Here is a 19200-nt window from a genome sequence, read left to right as displayed (position 1 = left end):
TAATATCAGGCAGCTTTAGCTGTGATAGTTACATCCAGATCGAAATCGTTGTAGATCAGTGTATCTCCAAGGTCTTTGAAGAAATTGCCGGAACGGAACCTAATGCCATATTTGGTACGGTCAATAACCAGCTTACCGGTGGCAGTCACGGTGTCGCCATTGCTGGAATTGATGGTGACATCAAAAGCAACGGGATGAGTGATCCCTTTAATAGTAAGATCGCCTTGTACATGATTACCTGATACGCCTGTGATCTGTAGGGTAGCTTCAGGATATTTGTCGATAGAAAAGAAATCATCTGAAGCCAGGTGTCCGGCAAATTGTGCATTTGTTGCAGGATCTGTTACGTCCAGGATTTTGATGGAAGTGGTATCTATGACGAAATTACCACCAGATAATTTACCATCAGTAAGGATCAATGTACCATCCTTGATGCCTATCGTACCATTGTGTGCGCCGGTTACTTTACGGCCGGTCCAGTCTATATTACTTTGTGCGTTTACGATTTGAAATTTTCTCGTTTCCATTTTGTGTATGTTTAATTGTTTACGTTTGATTTGACAACACAAAGAAAGGACGGAATTTCAAGGCGGTTACGTGACGTACATCACATTCAGTAATTATGTGACATACATCACATCGAAGGGAAGGTTAACGGTTGTTATAAAGCCTGCTCAATGTTTCCCTGGTAATACCCAGGTAAGCGGCTATCAGGTGTTTCGGTACCAGGTTATATAATTCGGGGTAGAGGGCCAACAACTCTTCGTACCGTTTTTTGGCGTCATTATTCATAAAAGAAAGGAGCCTTTTCTGGGAAGCTACATAACCCCTGTTTGTTCGCCAGCGAAAGAAATGTTCTATCGGATGTATTTCAGCACAGAGCTTTTCGCGGTCTGCACTCTTCAGGCAAAGAACTTCAGCATCCGTAATACAATCAACATTAATAGTAGCGCGGGAATGACTGTAAAGCGCATTGTAATCAGATGTCCACCACGTAGGCATGGCAAACTGCAGGATGTACATCTTAATGTCATCATTGATAAAAAATGCCTTTAAACAGCCGGAAACGACAAAGTATTCGCAGTCTACCTCATCACCCTCACTAATGATCGTCTGGCCCTTTTTGAAGGACAGGGGGGTAAAATGTGAAAAGAAGTAGTCAAACTGCTCGTCAGTCAGCGTTATGGTTTTAAAAATGTGCTGTTTTAATAATTCCCGGCTATTCATGTTTTAAAGATAGGGAAACTGCCGGGATAATTTAACGAGGGGTTTTTTTATGTAGAAGTAGATGGTTATCAGTATATTGTGGGTGGTTGGAAGAGGGGATTTTGCAGTATTTTCTTTTCGGTCACTTGATAAGTTTCCCGGGGATTTCTGCATCTGGCTTACCCTTGCAATTATTTGATTGTAAGGTCATTATTGGGCCTCCGTTCAAATCAGGAATGTGCCGTTCAACCTCCTATATTTGCACTTATACCTTTATATTGCCGATCATCAAATCCGGCAACCATTCTACAACAAAAATAACCGCTTGTATTGGTATTTGTGAAGGAAGTGTTAACACCGTCATATCTTTACGTCATCAAACAAAGCGGAGTCAATCTCCAAAGAACATGACAAACAACATTTCGGGTAAGATGATAGCTCGCCTTCATTGAAGAGCTATAACCACCGGAAATTCCCACCCTGTAAAGAAAATCTACAGTACAGAATTTAACGGAGTTGCGAAGCGGCTCAGCAGGTACAAAACCTGGGTTTTATTCATTCGTACAAATTTCCAAACTACAATGTAAAACTTCCAGTCGTTGGCTATACAGATTGCCATTGCAGGCATTCTTATACGTCATCACCAACGGCAGGCTACGTGTCAGTAATACTGGCGCCATAGCTATCTGCCCCCGCATGTCAGGCAGTGTCTGCCTCCTTTTCCCCCGATAAGGCTTTAGGAAAAAAACGCGATGAAAGGTCGTGCTGGCGGAGCTATGCCCATTACTCAGTGATTCATTCACCCTTATAAAATCAAATGTTATGCCTTCACTAGGTAAAAAAATCTTATCCGCCTTCATAGAAATGGAGGATAAGGAAAAAAAAGAAGCGGATGCTGCAACACCGTCTGCGCAAGCATCTCCGCCGCCTCCGCGTAATACGGAAATACGTACTTCCGGAGATACGGATCACAAGTTCAGCGACTACTTCAACAAGTTGTTTGCTGACGCAAACCTTCCCGGTCCGGACTACTATGAGTTCGCGAAAATGACGGAAGCGATGCATGTCATCAAAGACGAAGGCGCCCGCTTCACTGCTGCCTTCGCCGGTTTGCAGGCACAGGGACTGGACAAACAAAAGCTCCTGTCCTCGGCCCAGGAATACCTGAAGATACTGGATGCAGATGCTGCAGCCTTTCATAACACGGTAGACCAGGCCTTGCTGGATAAAGTCCAGAACAAGAAAAAGGAAGTAGACGAGGTGCAGGCGCGCATACAAAAGCTGTCGCAGGAAATACAAAACCTGCAGCAACAGATCGGTGTGCTCACACAGGAGATCGCAGAGAACGAAGCGAAGATCGAAAACAATACCAGCGGTTACGAAGCTGCCATGACAGGCAACAGGAACAAGCTGCTGCAGGACATCGAAAAAATAAAGCAACACATACTTTAAAACATACAACATGAATGAAGTAATGAATAGGGCCGTAAAAACAAACTGGTTTTCCGAGCCTAAAAATGTAGCCACCACAGTAGTGGGTATCTCCCTCTTTGCGGGCCTGGGCTATGCATTTGCCACCTATGTATTACCATGGCTGGTGACAGTAACCTGGAACCTCGTCAACCTGGTGATCGGTGGTGTCATACTCGGTTTCCTGCTGATGCTGTTCACCAACAAAAAGTTCTGGCGGGCGCTGAAATACTTTTCGGAGTTCATTGCTAACTACACGGTTGGTCTGGCCATAGAACTGAATCCATTTGCGATTCTGCAGGCAAAGATCGATCAGGGTTATGAGGACAGGAACACGCTGTTCAAACAAAGCGCCAAACTGAAAGGTAAGCAGAGCGAATTGCTGGACAAGCTGAAAGAAAAGGAAAAGGAATTACAGCTGAACATACAGAAGGTAAAGATCCTGCAGAACGAAAATAAAAACAACAGGCAGATAGATCTGTATGCCAACAATGTGATCCGCTGCAGGGAATACATAGACAATGTAACGCCCATCGTGGGAGACCTGAACAAGCTGGTTTCTTTCGCTGATGCTGCATATGAAGAAAGCGGCATCATGCTGGAAGACGCTAAGCTTGACCTGGAAGCAAAGAAAGACCTGTATTACTCTGTCACTACCGGGTTATCCGCCGTGAGCAGTGCTATGAAAGCCTTCAAGGGCGACGATGGTCTGAACCAGGATGCTGAAAAGGCGCTGGCTATACTGAAAGTACGTATCGGGGAGAAGATCGGCCACATCAAATCGGCCATCGACGTTACCTCCCGCTTTATGGATGATAAAGTCCTGGAGGATAAGGCCAAGTCAGCACAGGCAATAGAATTGATCAACAGTTTCGATGTGCATTCCGATTTCAACTATACGCAATCTGCGCTGAACAAAAACAGCGACAGCGGAAGATTGAAGGGAGTGCAGGCGCCAGACAGGCACAGAGGCTTACTGGACTAATATTTATCACAACGCAATTTTTAAGAACACAAACTAAACACAGTATAAAATGGCAATCAAATTAAAACCCGCAGGAAAACTTTTCATTATTGCTGCCGTAGTAGCAGCCGGTATCGTAGGCGTAAGATGGTACCAGGGCCGCCCGAAACAAGTGGGCGAATCACTGGAGGTAGGTAAGGTAGTACTACCTGACGCGCCAGACGCATCTTTAAGCGGTAACGCTGTACAGGCGCCTTTGCCCGGTAATGAACCTGCAGGCAACGGAGGTACACAGATCACCTGGTTACGTATGGCATGGAACAGCCAGTTCTCAGCCATGTATGCTAACGGTGGTGTACGTACTACCAAAGGATCCCTGTTTGATAATGCAAAACTGGACATCACCTATGTAAGGCAGGACGACTGTAACAAGCAGATGGCCGACCTCGTGAAATTTGCCCAGGAATATAAAAAGGACCCGAATACACCGGGTGTGCTCATCACCTTCATGGGAGACGGTATGCCTGCGTTTATGACTTCATTATCAAAAGAGCTGGAACCACTGGGACCTGAATATCAGCCTGTGATCATACCTGTTACACACGGTAAGTCATATGGTGAAGACCAGGTAATGGGTCCTCAGCTATGGAAGGCAGATCCTAAAAACGCTATTGGTAAATGTGTGGCAGGTGTACTGCGCGATGGCGACATCAATATCCTGTTGAAATGGGCTGGCGACAATGGTCTAAAGGTAAACCCCGATGAAACCACCTACGATGCTACGGCGATCAACATTATTGCTGCGAACGACTTCCTCGACGCACCGAATAAGTATATCACCGGTTATACCGAAAGCCGCAAGGTAGTGGTGAATGGTAAAACTACCGGTAAAGATACCACTGTAGGTGTGGATGCTGTGGCCACCTGGACACCGGGCGACGTAAACGTATCAGTGAAGAAAGGTGGTCTGGTAACTATTGCCAATACAAGGCAGTATGCTTCCCAGATGCCTAACCAGACTATCGCCATCAAGAAATGGGCATACGATCACAGGACCGATATCGAGAATATGATCATCGCCCTGGCACAGGCGGGCGACCAGGTACGTTCTTTCAACGATGCGAAGGCCTTTGCTGCTAAAGTAAGTGCTGAAGTATATAACGAACAGGATGCTAACTACTGGTTGAAATATTACAATGGCGTGGAGGAAAAGGATATCCAGGGACTGAAGGTATCATTGGGTGGATCTGCGGTATTTAACCTGCAGGATATGGCCAACACCTTCGGATTGGGTGAGGACAAAATAGACAGGTATAAAGCCGTGTACAACACTTTCGGTAACCTGATGGTGAAAATGTATCCAACTCTGATGCCTTCATTTATGCCTTATGAGAAAGCGGTAGACAAATCATTCCTGTTCTCCGTATTATCCAACCACCCGGAACTGCTGGAAGGTAAGGCAATTGAGACGAAGTATGCTTCAGAGATCACTTCGGAAGTATCCTCAAAATCCTACAGCATAGAGTTTGAAACCGGTTCTGCTACGATCAAACCTTCCTCACTCAAAATGCTGAACGAGATTTTTGAATCTGCAGTGGTAGCAGAAGGATTGAAGGTAGGTGTATACGGACATACCGACAACGTTGGTGCTGATGATATCAACGTGCCGTTGTCAGAGAAACGTGCAGCTGCCGTTAAAGATTACCTGGTGAAGAAAGGGCTTTCTGTGAATCGTGTAGAGGCGAAAGGTTTTGGTGCATCCAAACCTGTAGCTGATAACGACACAGAGGCTGGCAGAAGACAAAACAGAAGGGTGGAAATCGTCTTAGGTCAGTAACAATTAGCCCGGATAGCCGTCGGCAGGAACGGCGGCTATCTTCTTTCTTCTTTTTATAAAACATTATCCGCATGAAGAAATTATTTCAACCCTTTGCCATTATCAGTAAACAGACATTCCTGATCATGGTAGTGTCGCAGGTTATCCTGGCCCTGCTGCTGTGGCATATCTCATCCGATGGGCTAATGCCGCAACCCGGTAAAGTGCTGGCAGCCCTGGCGCATCTATCTACTACCAAAGTACTGATAGATAATGTGCTGACAAGCCTTGCACTGACAGTACAGGCCATGTTGTACGCTATTGTTATTACGTTGATCATAGCTTATCTGTCGGTATTGCCCTTCTTTAAAGGTATCGCGTTGTTTATTGTAAAATGCCGGTACCTCACCCTGGCAGGACTGATTTTCGTATTTACCCTGCTGACGCAGAATGGTAGTGCACTTAAGCTATGGTTGCTGATATGTGGTATTGTACCCTTCTTTGTCACATCCTTCCTGTCTGTGATCATCCATATTCCCCAACAGGAATATGACCTGTGTAAGACGCTCGGTTATAACCGCTGGCGCATCTTATACGAGGTGATCATCATAGGCAAGGCAGACAAAGTCCTCGAAATCCTTCAGCACAACTTTGCCATCTCGTGGCTGATGATCACGATGGTGGAAGGTCTGAGCATGAGCGAGGGTGGGATAGGGGCATTGCTGATCAAATACAATAAGTATAACGATCTGACCAACGTACTGGCATTGCAGCTGTTGATATTCCTGCTGGGATTGTTCTTCGACTATCTGCTGGCAACCATTCGTAGCTGGCTATTTCCTTACACCAGATCACAGAAAACATCATGATGCAGTATACGAAAGAGGAAGTGCTCTTACAGGCAGAGCATATTAACCTTACTTACGGCGAACGTCCCATCTTGAGGGACATCAATTTTGCGGTCCGGAATATCGTACGCCCCGGCATGAGTCAGGGACAGGTCGTGTCTTTACTGGGAAGGAGTGGGATTGGTAAAACACAGTTGTTCCGCCTCATGGCTGGCTTACAGCAACCAACTTCAGGAAGCATCACCATATTTGGTAACAAGAAGGTGGAAGCAGGTGATATGGGCGTTGTATTCCAGCACTATTACCTGTTTGAATGGAAGACAATCTATCAGTCATTGCAGATGGCAGTCAGGCAGAATCCTGCCCTGAAGGGAAATGAAAAGGAAGCCATTGAAAAATGGGCCAATGCATTTGAGATAACAGATAGTCTCCACAAATACCCGCAGCAGTTGTCGGGCGGTCAGCGTCAGCGCGCCAGTATTATGCAACAGTTGCTAAAAGGATCGGCCTTTCTCCTGTTTGATGAACCCTTTTCTGGCCTGGATATCTGCGTATTGGATAAAGTAGTTGATATGTTGTTGCAGGTGTCGGTCTCCGATGAATTGAAAACCCTCATAATCGTTTCGCACGATATTGAAACAAGTGTAGCTATTTCCGATACTGTATTCATCCTCGGAAAAGAGGAAGGGCAGCCGGGAGCTACTGTTAAGCAGGAAATAGATCTTCTGGAAAGAGGTCTGGCCTGGCAAAAGGATGTACGGCGTGAAAAAGCCTTCGCTGATACATTAGATGAAATAAAGGCTGGTTTATAACGTAATAACGGGTCAGCTCCTGTTATCCCTTACCTGAAATACCTGCGCAACAAGCGCATTTGTTAACCCAGCAAGAAGGTCCGTCTCATCTGAGACGGCCTTCGTTTTTTTGTACTGTTCTATCAGAGACGTTTACGCAGCATACTTAAGAAGACGGGCGTAATACCTAAATAAGAAGCAATATGCTTTTGTGCAATTCTTTGCTCAAGACCTGGATAGCGCTTTTGAAACTGAAAGTACCGCTCCTCAGCGGATTGGGAAATGAGGGCTGTCATCCGGCGTTGGTACAATACTAATCCATTCGCAAAGAAAATACGGAAGAAGCGTTCAAATTTTGGCACTTTCTCATACAGCAATTCCACGCTTTCGTTACTAAGAAAGAGCACTTCTGTATCTTCTAATGCATCTATTGTATAAAAAGCCGGTCCGCCGGTATAAAAGCTGGATAGGTCGACCGACCACCAGCCTTCCGGGGCAAAGGTGACGATATGCTGCACACCTTTGTCATCGGTATTGTACATGCGCAGGCATCCTTTCACAACAAAATAAATGTATCTGCTGATGTCTCCGGTTTTCAGAAGCACCGAGTTTTTCTTCACCTTTTTAGACAGTAGCAGAGACTGAACATATTCAATTTCTGAGGCATCCAGGGAAATGTGTCTTTCGAAATTCTTCAGAATTGATTCGTTCATTTTCAGCTGTTTATTAAAAAAGATACCTGCACTGGTTGTGAACCTCCCGGGAGGGAATGATCACAGGGGTACTTTATTGGTAGCGATCAGCCGCCAGTCTTCCAATGCAGCCAGCCTGTGAGGCTCGGCATTTTCAAGATACGCATTGCTGGCTACAATATTGCGGAATGTGGAGAAATCAGGATATTCAACTAGTGCAACATCATCCCACTGCTCTGTATCCGGCGCCACAAGGTTTATGCCTACATTGCCGAGGAATAATAATCTGACGCCGTGTTCGTCGGCCAGCCGCCTGAATTCCCTGACATATCGCTGCATGTAGACCTCGCGGCCGGAGCAGGGTGAAGTACCTGCAGCATTGTTATAATCTGCATATTCCTTATAACGCAGCAGATTTAGCATATATACTGGTCCATCCGGTGCCAATGTGCCTGTCGTCTGTAATGCTGATTTGTTGATCTCAGTTGTTTTCATGTCTTTACTACTATTGATGGTGAATTAAGGAACACAGGGGGCCCGCCTGCGTTCCTCTATGTATGTAGCAAAGTAACAGGATTAGGATAAGATTAAAATTAAAGTAGTTTTATAAAAAAGACTGTCTATGTGAACCGATGGTATCTATTTGCCCCAGGCAATAGTTCCAGATAAGCTGCTCGCGCTGCGGTGTAAAATACCTGGTACTTTTCTTAGCCGGTTTCCTGTCTACGAAATAGTCGCCTGACTTACCCGGCACATTTTTCTCTGTAGCCAGGTATACAATGGTATCTGCACCAGCCTCAGGACTCCGGAAGAAAAAACGAGCCAGCTTACTGACAAAATTCAGTACCGGTCCAAGATCACTACCAACACCGAAGCTGGTAGCCACCGCTCCCGGATGCATGGTGTATGCCCGTACATTTGTAATGCCGTCCTTTTCCAACAGTGCAGCCAGGTGCTGGGTATTCCAAATCAGAAATAACTTCGCGTTACCATATGAACGTAATGGGTTATACTGCTTTTTCAGTTGTACATCATCGAAGGCTGGTTTAGCATTTAACTGGTGAGAATTTGATGCGACGTTGATAATGCGGGCGTCATCAGATTTTATCAGCAAGCCCATTAATAATTGCGTGATCAGGAAAGGCGCCAGCACATTGACTGCAAAAGTCTTTTCAAATCCTTCCTGTGTGATCTCCCTTTCTTTACCCATCAACCCGCCCGCATTGTTGATCAGTATATCAAGACCGGAAACTTGTGCTTGTATTTCAGCACACATCCTGCGCACATCGCTCAGACTGTAAAGGTCGGCCGTTGTCGCACTGACATGCTCGTGCCCGCTGGCAGTAATGATCTCTTGCCTTGCAGCCTCCGTTTTTTTCGCATTTCTTCCATGAATGATTACCTGGTAGCCCTGCTTTGCCAGCTGCAACGCAGCCGCCTTGCCAATGCCACTGGTAGCACCAGTGATTAATACCGTTTTTGCCATTCTAATTTTTTTACAAAGCTACCGGCATAATGGTATACTTTTGATGCCAGTTACTTAAAGGATACCAACATGGCTAAGAAGGAATTAAATATTGAGCAGAAAATCAAGTACGTACAGGACACCCTGTTTGTGATCAGCGGCAAGTGGAAATTGCCCATCATGATGGCCGTCAATAATGGCAATAGCCGCTTTCGTGACATCCAACGTGCTGTGCCCAATATTACTACCCGTGTGCTTTCCAAAGAACTTAAAGATCTGGAAGAGAACCGGTTGTTGATACGCACCGTGTATGACTCACTGCCAGTCACCGTTACCTATACTGTGACGCCATATTGCAAAAGCCTCAAACCAATGGTCGATGAAATGATCAAGTGGGGAGAGAACCACCGTGCAGAGTTGAAAAAAGCAAAGACTACGACTACGTGAGCTCATATTTTGCCCTGGTTAAAACCCATTCAACTTGTCTTTTGCGGCTAAGCTGCAAAGTTTTCAAACTCATCCCACAAGGGATCATGACAGGAAATTAGCCTTTCCCGTTTCAATACAATCATTATTGAACAGGTATTATATGGACATCGGACGTTGAATATTTTGATATAAGTAATGTAAGGCTTATATTCAATCACAGTTAAGTTAACCAGACACGTATGAGAAAAGGACCATTTATCGCATTACTCGCCTTTGCCGGATCGTTGATGGGGAATGCCCACGCTCAATCAGAGATCAGGGTTTCTTTAAAGACGGTGATTGGGAAAGGACCCTGGACGCCAAGTCTGAATCCGACAAATCTTTACGGGCCAGGAAGCTTTAATTTCGACTCCACAAAGACATTCAAGGGGATACCCTCCGGTTTAACCCAGACAATGATCAAAGAATTGGACCTTCAACCTCTGCAGGGAATGTATGAATTATACAAACGCCTGGGTGGAAAAATGCCGCCGGATATGCTTGTAAAGGAGTTAAACCGGCAGCATACAGACACCTCGTTCCTGAGTGGTATGCCGATAAAGCATACGGTACACATTCTTTCGGGCATTACAGCTGACGGCAAACGGATACTTATAACGGATGCAAATAATAACCTTGATTTTAGCGATGACAGACAGCTGATCTATGACACAGCTGCACCAGGTATGAATACAAAAGACGCAGAGGCGCTTGTGCCGGGACAGGATGTTGACTACCAGTTTGCATACAAGGGAAAAGTATATAGCCGGAAGATAAACCTTCAAATATCTCCCTATCAAACTGCATTCGGATATAGTAATCCAGAGGAACAACAACATTACATGGTCGCTTTTGTGAACGAGTACAGGGAAGGCATGGCAAAGGTCGGAGGGAAAGAATATGCTATTACATGTATGACGGCCTACCACCCCCCATTTTTCTATGATTCACTCAATACGAAGATCTTTGTCCGCAAGCGTTCAGACAGTGCTGCCGCAATTGCTTACAACCTGGGAGATACGTTGCTTGTGCAGGATGCGAAATACAATATTGCTGCTATTGATCCTGTCGGGAGTCAGATAGTGTTAAAATATACAGGTAAGGGAAGTACCGTTGTGGGAAGCGAGGCTGGCCAACTTGCCTATCTCATTAGTTGTCCTGCTATTGATGGGCAACCGTTTGCACTCAACGCACTGCGTGGCAAATATGTGTTACTTGATTTCTGGGGTTCCTGGTGTAAGCCCTGTATAAGCGCTATATCTGATCTGGCCAGTCTTAATCAGAAATACAAGCATATCCTTTCCATTGTCAGTATTGCTTACGATGAGAAGAAGAACCTTCCTGTACTTGATAAACTCATTAAGGAAAACGGAATGAAATGGACACATCTGTTTGAAGACAACAAGGACAAGAGCAATTCTTCTATTATAAACAGGTTCAAAGTAGAGGCATTTCCAACGCAGATCCTGATCGATCCGGAGGGAAAGATTATTTTACGTATAGTGGGGGTAGGGAAAAGTGAGCTGATAGAAAACCATCTGAAAAACAGCTGCCCGGAAGGCAAATGACAGTCACTTTTGAGCATGGGCATGTTATAGCTCTTCGGCGTTATCTTGATTAAGGAAATAAAAGCGAATGCCATCCCGTAATCTTAGGATGGCATTCGCTTTTATTTCTTGTAAAGTGATTTATTCTGTCACGCTCTGCGCACCAACTTGCATCGCTTGTGCTCCCATTACATCGGCTTCATGTTCCAGTCCCGGGTCATCATTCACCGGAGTACCGGTTTTCATCTGTGTAGTAGCCTGCACACGTCCCTGTTTCTGCTGGGCTACGTGCCACGCTTCATGGGGCAGATGTTGTTCCTGTCCGGGTGCTATATGGATATCCGTTCCCTGTGCATATGCCAGCGCATTCAATTGTGCCGGCTGGGAAGAGTTGTAATGTACCTTCACATCATTCATGCTCATGCCGGAAAGTTGCTCTACACCTGATTTTAACTGATCCGGCATGCCGGTATCATTCTGTTTCAGCTGTGCGGTGAATTTTCCCATTACCGGTAGTTCTTCTTCCGGTAAAGTTGCTTTCTGCAGCACAAACTGTGCGGGCATTTCTTCTTCCAAATCTCCCTGCAGTTGCGTTACAAAACGACCCTGCAGCAATTCATCTTCCTGCGCCTGTACAGGAGCGTCACTGCTTTTCTTTTGAAAAGGCTTTACGGCTTTGAATTGTAGACCTTTTGAAGAGGTGTTTTCTGCAGCAGAACGGCGGGTTGCTTGTTCTCTCTGGAGGGTATGATAAGATTGGGACATAAGCAAATAGAGAATTACAACCGAAATTTAAGAAATATCCCGGTTTATTTCTGAGTTATTTTGGACAAGATTGTAATTGGTTGGTTTTTAACCTATAAGAGAAATTTATTTTCTATTTTATCCCCCTATATTCAACAGGTGTTTTCCCTGTTTTTTGTTTAAACAACCGCGTAAAATGCTGTTGGTATTTAAAACCCAATTGAAAAGCTATATCACTAATAGATTTGTTGCTGTCAAATATCATGAGCTTTGCTGCGTCAATCACTCTGGATTGGATATAGTCTAACGCTGTATTGCCTGTTTCCTTTTTTATAAGGTCGCCGAAATAATTGGTCGACAGATGCAACTGCTCCGCACACCAGGTCACGGTTGGTACACCTAAAGTCTGACATTTATCGGACTGAAAATAGTCATTAAGAAGGTTTTCAAACCGCATCAGAATATCTTTGTTGACATGGCTGCGAGTGATAAACTGACGGTCGTAAAAGCGCATACAATAATTCAGTAACAATTCGATGTTCGATACAATCAGTATTCTACTATGCTTATCTATGTTCTGATTTATTTCATAAGCAATCTTTCCAAAACAATCATTAATAATGGCCCTTTCCTTTTTTGATAAGTGAAGCGCCTCATTTACCTCATACGAAAAAAAGGTATAATTCTTTATTTTTCTTCCAAGCTCAGTGCCTGCTATCAGGTCAGGATGAAATACCAGCGCCTTGCCAGATGGCTTTATTGCCTTACCCTTGCTGTCAATTCCATAAATCTGCCCCGGCGATATAAACACCAGGGTTCCATCTTCATAGTCATAGGATTGACAGCCATATTTCATGTCACCGCATTTGATGTACTTCAGGAAAATGGCATAAATACCCATGTATCTTCTGAAATAATGATAGGTGGGCATTTCATCAAAATCTACAACGCTGACAAGAGGATGTAGTGTATCAACTCCCAGTGTCTGGTTATATTGTTTAACGGTATCTATTCTTTCCACCTGTTCCATATCTGTATTGCAATTCGTACAAATTTAGCAAACCTTGACATGTGTTGGAGCTAGCGAAGCAGATTCAGTGAAAGTGGTAAATAAATCTGTGTTTTGTATAAAAAAGGACTACCGAATATGGGATAATTTTGTAGCATGAAGGTTTGGATTTTTTCATTTGTTTTAGTCTTAAATACAATAGATATGAGCGCACAGCAGGAAAGCAAAGCACAGCCTTTGAATCAGCGTCAACATAACCTTGCCGCTATTTCAGCATTGACGGCAACCGGAAATATGGAAAGCCTGAAAGTACAGCTTGGCTCCGGACTGGACGCGGGGCTCACTGTAAACGAGATAAAGGAAGCATTGGTGCAGTTATATGCCTATTGTGGTTTCCCGAGAAGCCTTAATGGCATCAGTTGTTTCATGCAGGTGTTGGAAGAAAGGAAAAAGAAAGGTATTACAGATGTGACAGGTAGGGAAGCGACACCTTTAAAAGACAGTTCGGACACTTATGAGCGTGGAAGAAAAACGCTTGAAACCCTGACTCAGGTATCGCAGTTGAAACCAGCACCAGGTTTCGGTGAGTTTGCGCCACGCATTGATGCTTTCCTGAAAGAACACCTCTTTGCCGACATCTTTGACAGCGATGTGCTGGATTACACACAAAGGGAACTGGTAACAATTGCTGCGTTGGCAGCTATGCGGGGAACGGAGGGACAATTGCAGGCACATATCGGGATGGGTATGAATACTGGAATTTCAGCAGAACAGGTGAAATCAGTGTTCGACATTATTGAAGAGTTGGTAAGCCGCGAACAAGCTGAAATATCAAGAGCCGTTTTCTCGAAAATGAAAAAGTAAAAAAACAACAAGTACCGATATGTCTAAGTACGATTATCAATACCGTATTTTCATTAAACATTGCTTGCGGGCTGTACAGTGTATGACAATACTTTTTTATATGAATAACATAGCTTATGCACAACAACAGGAAACGATGGTACGCATTTCAGAAATCGAAATACAGCCACAACATCTGGAAGAATATAAACTAATACTAAAGCATGAAGCAGAGGCATCTGTAAGGCTTGAAAAAGGAGTCATTGCCATCTTTCCCATGTTCCGGAAGGAGAATCCAACACAAGTGAGGATATTAGAAATGTATAGCGATCAGGAAGCATATCAGTCTCATTTGAAAACCGAGCACTTTCTAAAGTACAAAACAACTACACTCCATATGGTCAGATCATTAAAACTTGTGGATATGGAAGCCCTGGATCTGGAAACAGCAACGCAGATTTTCATAAAATTAAGAAAGTAAATAGCATGGATAACAAACAATTTTCGGCCCTGGAACTGCAACGTATTAACGAAGCGAACGATTTGAAAATATCACCCTGCGTTCAGACGGAGTTACCTATGGCACGCCGACATGGATTTGGGAGGTCGTGTTGGACTAATTAGCATGACAGATATTTTTGGGTGATTGAAAGACTGTGAAGCCATTCAGTCCGGTGCCCCAATGAATAGCCTGGATAATGCTTGTCTTTAGCAGACCGTGAATATTCTCCTTAAGGTTTGTTTTGCTAAAGCCTGTACTACATTCACGAATGTAGTACAGGCTTTAGCAAAACAAATAATATATGATTTCAAATACAGATTCCCTGCGTCCGGGCACTAACTTTTCGGAAAGCCCGGATCAGCTTTCACTTCCTTTATCTGCAACGTATGCCTCGCATTATGCGCTGCTATGAACAATATCATCTGATAAGAATCCAGGCTGCCAAATGGCATAGTGAGCACATGGCTGCGCAAATCATCCGGAGTTGACTTAACATAGTCAGTGAGTTTTTCGCGGCTGCTTTTCAAACTTGCCAGTGCTTCACTCATGGATTTGAAAGGTGAATTCTCCGGTTTCAGATTGTCGGATGTTTGTCTTTTCGTTGAACGGTCTTCTACACCCTTTACAATCTGCTCATCAGTCATTTTTATTTCAGAGCGTTTCTCCGGATTGGCAGCTTGCTTGATACTGGCATCAGTTGCCTGCCATAACATTTGTTCGGTGGTGGCAATATGTATCACGCATTCTTCCACACTCCAGCGGTCAGGTGCTGGTTTATATTTCAATTGTGCTTCACTAAGCCCTTTTACTTCCTGCAACAGGTCACTCTCAGTGCTCTTCAATAAGCTAACGGCCTCCTTTCTTTCCTTTTTGGTAAGTGGACTATTCGGGGTTGTAAAGGCAAATGCAGCAAGGATGACTGCGAAAAAAACTATCTTTTTCATACATGAGTAATTGGTGGTAAATTTTGATGGTAAAGTTATCACCTTAATCAGATTTTAGATGGGGCAAAAAAGACAAAAAGAGGGGTAAATCGGACAAAATAATATCTCCGGTCGTGCCAGTGTCTCTGATAAAACCAGTATCAACTACCAAAACAGCGGCTTGGGTTCGTCTTTCCAAAGGAACAGCCGGAATTCTTCCCGGTGATTCCCATTTCCGATGGTATGCTCATCCTGTCCTGCCTGCAGTTTCAGTTTATGTAAGATGCCGGAAGCGGCTCCCACCCATAATGTTGTTTCATCATCCGATATTGCCATTCCGGTAATAGTAGAACCTACATAGTGCCGCCATAACTTATTGCCTTGTTTATCCATTGCCCTTATATACCCATAAGCATCCCCCAGAATATAATGATCGGCAGTTGATAGGCCGGCGTATACACGCATTTCCTGGTCAATTACTACAAACTTATCACTCTTCGTATATGCTTCGATCTTCAATCCATTCAGTAAATCCGATTTTACACCGATGGTAATGCCATTATAAAAATGGCAGGAGTTGGTGATCAGCTGTTCGTCATCTTTTGAAAATAGGCAGAAATGCGGATAAGATGACTGTGGTCCCACCATCCCTATTTCCCTGCCTTCATTATTTAGCACTCTGTGATCGCTACCCTGATCTCCCACCACAACGAAATCGTTATTATGGGACAAGGCTGCATTTTCCATAGCTATGCCAGGTGTCCAGTCCTTTTCATTCCCCTCATTTACAGGATGTACCCGTTCTTCGCCCTTCTCATTTATGATAAAAATACCTTCGCTGCTTACCAGCAACAGCTTTCTGCCATCATTGAAGGGGATCAACTCAGTAATAGTTACATCTGCCGTTTCATGAAGCGTAAATTCACAAATGAGATCACCCTGCCAGCCTCGTGTAGTCACGATGGTGTTATCCCTTTCAACGGCAAAAATATTCCCCTGCTTCGACTTTCCTATTGTATATATCGCCTCATCCAGCTTGGTCAGGTTGTCGTTGTCCAGCATATAGGCTTGTCTTTCCTCGTAGGGCGCCCCTGTGAGAAAGACGATCTTTCCGTCTTCAATAAAGTGTATATCGCTAATGCTTTGACTTTGTTTCTTCAGGTGATGGGCAAGAGGAACAAGGGCCGGAGAGAATGCTGCTCTGAATTCTTTTACCGCTCCTTTATTGTTAGCGTCTCTTAACAACTGGATAACCTGATCTCCCAGGTGCGCTCTTTTGTCCTCGGGTTCCTTCCCTTTCCAATTTTCCCAGCCATGTTGCTCGCCAAAACTGACCATTTCATTTACAGCTTTGGCATATGCTGTTCCTTTTTTGTTCCATTCTTGCTGTAGCTTTTCTGTTGCAGATCCGTCAAACATAAATGCGTTTAAATTTAAGGGTTGAAATTAGTTGTTCTTCCTCAAAATTGCTAATGATTGCAAGTCCTGTCTTGCTGTATTTTATTATCTCGTCAGATAGTACGAGCTATGCATTAATTGCATTGTATTCATCGGTAAACGCTTTATTAACTCCTGTATCTTCGTATGTAGTTTTGATCAGGAAGAAGCTGCAACAGCGGCACTCTTTATGCTTTAAGTTCGCTTCGTATTCGGTACCAACGGCTTACCAATAGTTTTAACTTATGTTCAACTTACGTCTTTGAACGTAAGTTGAACATAAGTTAAAACTAGTCGCACACTTGTCGTACTGGATTGTTAATGAATCAATACCCTGGTTTCGGTCTGTATGAGAGTACTAAGACATTTGCTGCTTTACCCCCAAAAAACAGGGGTTTATTCGGTAGAGGTATAGGGGAGGTTCGCTCGAGGTAGCCTCATCCTCCCATAATCTTCCCTTCCGGAACGGAAGATTAAGGGAGGATGAGGCTACCTCGACTATATCTCTACCGAAGGTCAAGCTTGTATGGGCCAAAGAAAAGATAGATTGTCCTTATTTAGTGCCTTTAATTAAAATTGTGCTCAAATAAATGTAAATCAACTAATTGTGAGGTGTTGAGGGGAGGTGAAAATGCGTATTTCCCGCATACGTTTTCTACTTAGCTTTGTATAATACTGCTACCGCTTCATGCTGTCTGCCTCAAAATCCAGTGAAACAGAGTTCATGCAATAGCGTTTATGCGTTGGTGGCGGGCCGTCGTCAAAGATGTGTCCGAGGTGAGAATTACAACGACCACAGCGTACTTCAGTACGTTCCATTCCATAGGAATTGTCGGCAAGATAAAGCACGCTATTCGGACGTATTGTTTTGAAAAAGCTGGGCCAGCCACAGGAACTGGCAAATTTAGCGCCGGAGCGAAACAGCGGATTGCCGCATACGGCACAATAATATGTTCCTGGCTCGTCGGTTTTCCAGTACTTACCCGTAAAAGCACGCTCCGTAGCATTTTCACGGGATACGGCGTACAACTGGTCTGGCAGTATTTTTTTCCAGGCGGCGTTGTCGACATGCAGCTTTTGGGTATCGGTGCGGGAATAGTAAGGATTGTGCATTGCCTGTTGCGATGTAGGCTGTTGACTGCAGGCCGTCAGATATGCAAAAGAAATGAGCACAGCAACGAGTATCGTTTTCATAATTACTGTTTTGGAAAATGAACTTTTTGTTGTTTGATATAGGGGAATCAAATCAGGGCATATTGCTGCTTTGTGCCAGGACTTGTTTTCCCCATGCCAGCAGGTCTTCTGCCTTCAGGTATCCTACTGATTGGTCAAGGATCTTTCCGCTGGCATCCAATACAAGGAGAGTAGGCAACCCTTGTATTTTCCATGATGTTGCCAGATCAGGACCTTTGCCCTTTTCCACATTCAGGGAGAGATTGACGAAGTGATCGTTAAAGAAAGCGGCAGTCGCTTCATCCTTAAAGGTAGTCGTCTTCAGTAGCTTGCAGGGGCCGCACCAGGTGGCATAAGCATCTACGAAAATCAGTCTTTTATCTGTCTTTGCCTTCTTCTGTGCAGCGTCCCAATTATCTTCGATAAAGGCAATGCCGTTCTCACTCCTGCTTGTTATTGTCTGCAGGCGTGGAGGGTGCTTGTCTCCCGCGTGAATGCAGCTTGCTAGTCCGGTTAACAGTACGCCGGTAAGCAAAAGCAGCTTAGTAAGATTGATACGGTTCGTGCACAGAGACCTGATGAGATTCATGACTATTAATTTTATGTTCTTTGACAATGTTGTTTTAACTTTTTAGCTTGTTTTTAAATACCATGCGGAATTTATCCAGCTTCGGTTTGATCACGTATTGGCAATAGGGTTTTTGCTGGTTGTTGCTATAGTAATCCTGGTGGTATTTTTCTGCAGTATAGAAAGCACCGAAAGGACTCACTTCCGTTACGATTTTTGCCCGGTAGGCTTTGGATGCATCCAGCTTGCGGATATAGTAACGGGCCAGCTTCTCCTGATTGCTATTGTGATAAAATATAGCGGAGCGATATTGTGTACCCACGTCGTTGCCCTGGCGGTTAAGCTCTGTAGGATCATGTGCAGTAAAGAAAGCTGCGAGTAGCTCGTCATAGCTTATTTTTCCAGGATCGTATACAATGTTGATCGCTTCTGCATGGCCTGTGGCGCTGGTGCATACCTGCTCATAGGTCGGATTGGCAACGGTCCCGCCTGTAAAGCCGGATACTACCTGTACGACTCCTTTCAGCTCTTTGAACTGTGCTTCCATACACCAGAAACAGCCGCCTGCAAAAGTAGCAGTATCGAATGCAGGGGATGATGACATCCCTTTCTTAGCCATCGTGTGCATTTCCTGTGCCCAGGCCGGTAGGGCAGAGAAGAAAAGCATCAGCAAAAGGAGCAGCTTGTTTGTGCGGTTTATTGTAAAAGACATATATACTGGTTTTTAGAATGAA

21 protein-coding genes are annotated in these 19200 nt (G+C 44.3%); 9 read left to right on the top strand and 12 right to left on the bottom strand.

The window, feature by feature from the left end:
• Positions 1-5 precede the first annotated feature (5 nt).
• The gene (locus tag BLR32_RS11825; protein ID WP_089831842.1) at positions 6-527 is read right to left on the bottom strand and encodes a YceI family protein; all 522 of its coding nucleotides are present in this window, start codon (positions 525-527) and stop codon (positions 6-8) included.
• A gap of 124 nt (positions 528-651) precedes the next feature.
• Entirely contained in the window at positions 652-1227 is a 576-nt protein-coding gene (locus BLR32_RS11820; protein WP_089831840.1) for a Crp/Fnr family transcriptional regulator, read from the bottom strand.
• A gap of 801 nt (positions 1228-2028) precedes the next feature.
• Here BLR32_RS11820 and BLR32_RS11815 point away from each other — a divergent pair.
• The 5 genes from BLR32_RS11815 to BLR32_RS11795 all read left to right on the top strand — a co-directional run bounded on the left by BLR32_RS11815 (position 2029) and on the right by BLR32_RS11795 (position 7116).
• Positions 2029-2658 (top strand): hypothetical protein, encoded by a 630-nt coding sequence (locus BLR32_RS11815; RefSeq protein WP_089831838.1) that lies wholly within the window; start codon positions 2029-2031, stop codon positions 2656-2658.
• A gap of 10 nt (positions 2659-2668) precedes the next feature.
• Positions 2669-3661, top strand: a complete 993-nt coding sequence (locus tag BLR32_RS11810; protein WP_089831837.1) for a hypothetical protein — start codon at positions 2669-2671, stop codon at positions 3659-3661.
• 49 nt (positions 3662-3710) lie between these two features.
• Entirely contained in the window at positions 3711-5477 is a 1767-nt protein-coding gene (locus tag BLR32_RS11805) for an OmpA family protein (RefSeq protein WP_089831835.1), read from the top strand.
• 71 nt (positions 5478-5548) lie between these two features.
• Positions 5549-6325, top strand: a complete 777-nt coding sequence (locus tag BLR32_RS11800) for an ABC transporter permease (RefSeq protein WP_089831833.1) — start codon at positions 5549-5551, stop codon at positions 6323-6325.
• Positions 6322-7116 (top strand): ATP-binding cassette domain-containing protein, encoded by a 795-nt coding sequence (locus BLR32_RS11795; protein WP_089831831.1) that lies wholly within the window; start codon positions 6322-6324, stop codon positions 7114-7116. Before BLR32_RS11800 ends, BLR32_RS11795 begins: the two co-directional genes overlap by 4 nt.
• 122 nt (positions 7117-7238) lie before the next feature.
• On the opposite strand, the gene BLR32_RS11790 is transcribed toward BLR32_RS11795, so the two are convergent.
• The 3 genes from BLR32_RS11790 to BLR32_RS11780 form a co-directional block, all read right to left on the bottom strand.
• Positions 7239-7808 (bottom strand): Crp/Fnr family transcriptional regulator, encoded by a 570-nt coding sequence (locus BLR32_RS11790; protein WP_089831829.1) that lies wholly within the window; start codon positions 7806-7808, stop codon positions 7239-7241.
• 60 nt (positions 7809-7868) lie between these two features.
• A complete protein-coding gene (locus tag BLR32_RS11785; RefSeq protein ID WP_089831826.1) occupies positions 7869-8282 on the bottom strand; it encodes a DUF1330 domain-containing protein in 414 nt (137 codons plus the stop codon).
• A 109-nt stretch (positions 8283-8391) separates the two neighbouring features.
• Positions 8392-9273, bottom strand: coding sequence for an SDR family NAD(P)-dependent oxidoreductase (locus BLR32_RS11780; RefSeq protein ID WP_089831823.1), 882 nt, complete (start codon positions 9271-9273; stop codon positions 8392-8394).
• 69 nt (positions 9274-9342) lie between these two features.
• Between BLR32_RS11780 and BLR32_RS11775 the strand changes: the two genes are divergently transcribed.
• Entirely contained in the window at positions 9343-9699 is a 357-nt protein-coding gene (locus tag BLR32_RS11775) for a winged helix-turn-helix transcriptional regulator (protein ID WP_089831821.1), read from the top strand.
• Between the two features lie 221 nt (positions 9700-9920).
• Entirely contained in the window at positions 9921-11288 is a 1368-nt protein-coding gene (locus tag BLR32_RS11770) for a TlpA family protein disulfide reductase (protein ID WP_089831818.1), read from the top strand.
• A 120-nt stretch (positions 11289-11408) separates the two neighbouring features.
• Here the strand turns inward: BLR32_RS11770 and BLR32_RS11765 are convergent, their stop codons facing one another.
• Positions 11409-12032 carry an eCIS core domain-containing protein gene (locus BLR32_RS11765; protein ID WP_089831816.1) on the bottom strand — a complete coding sequence of 208 codons (624 nt, stop codon included), beginning with the start codon at positions 12030-12032 and terminating at the stop codon, positions 11409-11411.
• 112 nt (positions 12033-12144) lie between these two features.
• Positions 12145-13041, bottom strand: coding sequence for a helix-turn-helix domain-containing protein (locus tag BLR32_RS11760; protein WP_089831814.1), 897 nt, complete (start codon positions 13039-13041; stop codon positions 12145-12147).
• A gap of 183 nt (positions 13042-13224) precedes the next feature.
• Here BLR32_RS11760 and BLR32_RS11755 point away from each other — a divergent pair, with 183 nt between their 5' ends.
• Entirely contained in the window at positions 13225-13884 is a 660-nt protein-coding gene (locus tag BLR32_RS11755) for a carboxymuconolactone decarboxylase family protein (protein ID WP_089831812.1), read from the top strand.
• Between the two features lie 100 nt (positions 13885-13984).
• On the top strand, positions 13985-14344 hold the full coding sequence (locus BLR32_RS11750) for a putative quinol monooxygenase (protein WP_089832178.1): 360 nt from the start codon (positions 13985-13987) through the stop codon (positions 14342-14344).
• Between the two features lie 356 nt (positions 14345-14700).
• Here the strand turns inward: BLR32_RS11750 and BLR32_RS11745 are convergent, their stop codons facing one another.
• The 5 genes from BLR32_RS11745 to msrA form a co-directional block, all read right to left on the bottom strand.
• On the bottom strand, positions 14701-15309 hold the full coding sequence (locus BLR32_RS11745) for a DinB family protein (RefSeq protein WP_089831810.1): 609 nt from the start codon (positions 15307-15309) through the stop codon (positions 14701-14703).
• 144 nt (positions 15310-15453) lie between these two features.
• Entirely contained in the window at positions 15454-16707 is a 1254-nt protein-coding gene (locus tag BLR32_RS11740) for a hypothetical protein (protein WP_089831808.1), read from the bottom strand.
• Positions 16708-17403: 696 nt separating this feature from the next.
• Positions 17404-17919 (bottom strand): peptide-methionine (R)-S-oxide reductase MsrB, encoded by a 516-nt coding sequence (gene msrB, locus BLR32_RS11735; RefSeq protein ID WP_089831807.1) that lies wholly within the window; start codon positions 17917-17919, stop codon positions 17404-17406.
• A 52-nt stretch (positions 17920-17971) separates the two neighbouring features.
• Positions 17972-18487, bottom strand: coding sequence for a thioredoxin family protein (locus tag BLR32_RS11730; protein WP_089831805.1), 516 nt, complete (start codon positions 18485-18487; stop codon positions 17972-17974).
• Positions 18488-18521: 34 nt separating this feature from the next.
• Positions 18522-19178: a peptide-methionine (S)-S-oxide reductase MsrA gene (msrA, locus tag BLR32_RS11725; protein ID WP_089831803.1), complete on the bottom strand. Its 657-nt coding sequence runs from the start codon at positions 19176-19178 to the stop codon at positions 18522-18524.
• Positions 19179-19200 lie beyond the last annotated feature (22 nt).

It is taken from the genome of Chitinophaga filiformis (assembly GCF_900102545.1).
Classification (GTDB): domain Bacteria; phylum Bacteroidota; class Bacteroidia; order Chitinophagales; family Chitinophagaceae; genus Chitinophaga; species Chitinophaga filiformis.
Note: the sequence above shows the minus strand (reverse complement) of the source record. Positions and strands in the feature narration are given on the sequence as shown.